This is a genomic window from Streptomyces alkaliphilus (assembly GCF_014141535.1).
Lineage (GTDB): Bacteria > Actinomycetota > Actinomycetes > Streptomycetales > Streptomycetaceae > Streptomyces > Streptomyces alkaliphilus.
Genome location: NZ_VKHT01000888.1, coordinates 1 through 2,077 on the forward strand (window position 1 = coordinate 1; position 2,077 = coordinate 2,077).

Consider the following 2,077-nt stretch of genomic DNA (forward strand, 5'->3'; position numbering starts at 1 on the left):
GGATCACGATCCCCGGGCGGGACGGGGAGGACGTTCCCACGGGGTCGGCGGACGCCTCCGGGAGGTCGGTGACCTTTTCGAATCGTTCACGGGGAGTTCGCCGGCCGCCGGGTCGCGCCGGAGCCCCCGCCGCCTCGGGGCCCCGGAACGGACCGTCACGGCACGAACGGTCCGCGAACCGTCCCGGGAGGACGATCCGCCCCTCGGGAGACGAACATCACGTCCGTTCGCCCACCCGCCCCGGCATCGGGTTCCGGGGGAATCCGATGCCGGGGCCGCGTCTTTCGTTCCCGATGGGGGATCCGGTGGTTCGCCCCCGGATTCCGCCCGGGGCGTCACCGACGACCATCGACCGGGGAAACGGAAAGGCGAGCGGAAAGGGGAAGGCGATTTCCCCACCCCCCGACTGCCCGTATCCGTCACCGACCGACCCGCGCAGGACGCCGAACGGCCGATCCGGAGACCACCTGAAGGGGAATTCCCCCGTTTTTCATCGGCTCCCGGAAAATCGGTCGGGGATTCCGTCGCGGAGCCGGGGGAGCCGGTTCCTCCGGGCGGGAAGGGATGCCTCGGAAGATCGCGCCCCGATCACATGCACGTCACGGCACGCCGGTTCGACTCGAAACACCCGGATCACCGGCTGTAATCTGGCGTGCGTGAACACCCGACGGATCTTTGCCCGGCTGGAGCAGGAGCCGCAGCGTCCCGACGCCGCGGCTCCCGCCATGAGCCCTGTGCGCAAAGCCCTGTTCGGGGCCACCGCGATGTTCTACACGGCGATCGTGGCCGCTGTGCTCACCACGTCCTCGCTGGTCCGTCTGGACTGGCAGATGATGTTCTTCCGACCCTACAAGCAGTGGCCGGAACTGCACCCCTTCCTGGACTGGTTCGTCGTCCTCGGGCAGCGCGGCCCGACGGCCGTGCTGATCGCCGCGTGGCTCGGGTGGCGCTCCTGGCGGCAGCGCACGCTGCGCCCCCTGCTGGTGATGGGCACCGCCCTGTTGCTGCTCAACGTGAGCGTGGGGGCCGCCAAGCTCGGCATGGGGCGGGAGGGACCGCACTACGCGAACGTGGTGGGTTCCAACGAGATGTTCCTGACCGGGGACATATTTCCCTCCGGGCACACCGCCAACGCGGTGGTGACCTGGGGCATCCTGGCCTATCTGGCCACCACCCCGCGGGCCCGGCGGATCCTGTCGGTCACGGCGGCGATCTTCGCGCTGGGGGTGGGGACCACCACCGCCTACCTCGGCACGCACTGGGTCAGCGATGTCCTGCTGGGCTGGGCGGCGGGGCTGTTGATCCTGTTGGGTCTGCCCTGGTTCGAGCCGCTCATCGCCCGGGCGGAGGTGCGGATCCTGACCACCAGGGACCGCCTGCGGGCCCGCATGGCCGCCGCCCGGGAGCCACGACTCCCGGACCCTGTGCGGTACCCCGCGCCGGAGCCGGCCGTCGCCGCGCCCCCGCCGGGCGACCGCCGCCCGGCGGTCGAACCGGCCGTGGCCGGTCGGGTACGACCGGGTGCCCGACCGACACCGGGCGAGCGCCGCCCCCACCGGGCCGCCTCCGTCAACCGTGCGCATCCGGGCGGGCGCCCGTCCGGTGACCATCCCTCGCGCCCGGTGGGCAGCCACTGAGACGGTCACCGAACGGTCCCGACGGTCCGCCGTGGGCCGGGAACGCGGTGCGCGGACGAACGCGGTGTCCCGACCCGGGCCTCAGCCCTCCCAGGCCCGTACCACCCGGCCGGCCTCCACGGCCAGGTTCAGGCGCCCGGCGATGTACTCCATCGTGATCACGGCGTCCGGTGGCAGGACCCGCACGGTGGACCAGCCGCGCTCGGCGGCGCGCCGGCGGGCGTCGGCCTCCGGGAGTCCGACGTAGGCGTCGGTGCCCTCCGCGGGGATGTGCGTCGGCGGACCGGTGGGATCCGGGGTCGCGCCGGACGAGCCGGGAACCTCCGGCATGTCGGGAACCTCGGGGACCTCGGGGACTCCGGGCGGGTTTCCGGGAGGTCGTCCGGCTCCGTCGGACGGGAAGGGACGACGGTCGGGATCCCGCTCCGGGGGTTCGGGGG

Annotated in this window: 2 protein-coding genes; one reads left to right on the top strand and one right to left on the bottom strand. The window is 72.8% G+C overall.

Translation table 11 applies throughout. From position 1 onward, the window contains the following. Nucleotides 1–725: 725 nt before the first annotated feature. Nucleotides 726–1,637 (top strand): phosphatase PAP2 family protein, encoded by a 912-nt coding sequence (locus FNQ90_RS20830; RefSeq protein WP_228471443.1) that lies wholly within the window; start codon nt 726–728, stop codon nt 1,635–1,637. A gap of 81 nt (nt 1,638–1,718) precedes the next feature. On the opposite strand, the gene FNQ90_RS20835 is transcribed toward FNQ90_RS20830, so the two are convergent. Further along, nucleotides 1,719–1,967 (bottom strand): I78 family peptidase inhibitor, encoded by a 249-nt coding sequence (locus tag FNQ90_RS20835; protein ID WP_143624114.1) that lies wholly within the window; start codon nt 1,965–1,967, stop codon nt 1,719–1,721. Between the last annotated feature and the right edge of the window lie 110 nt (nt 1,968–2,077).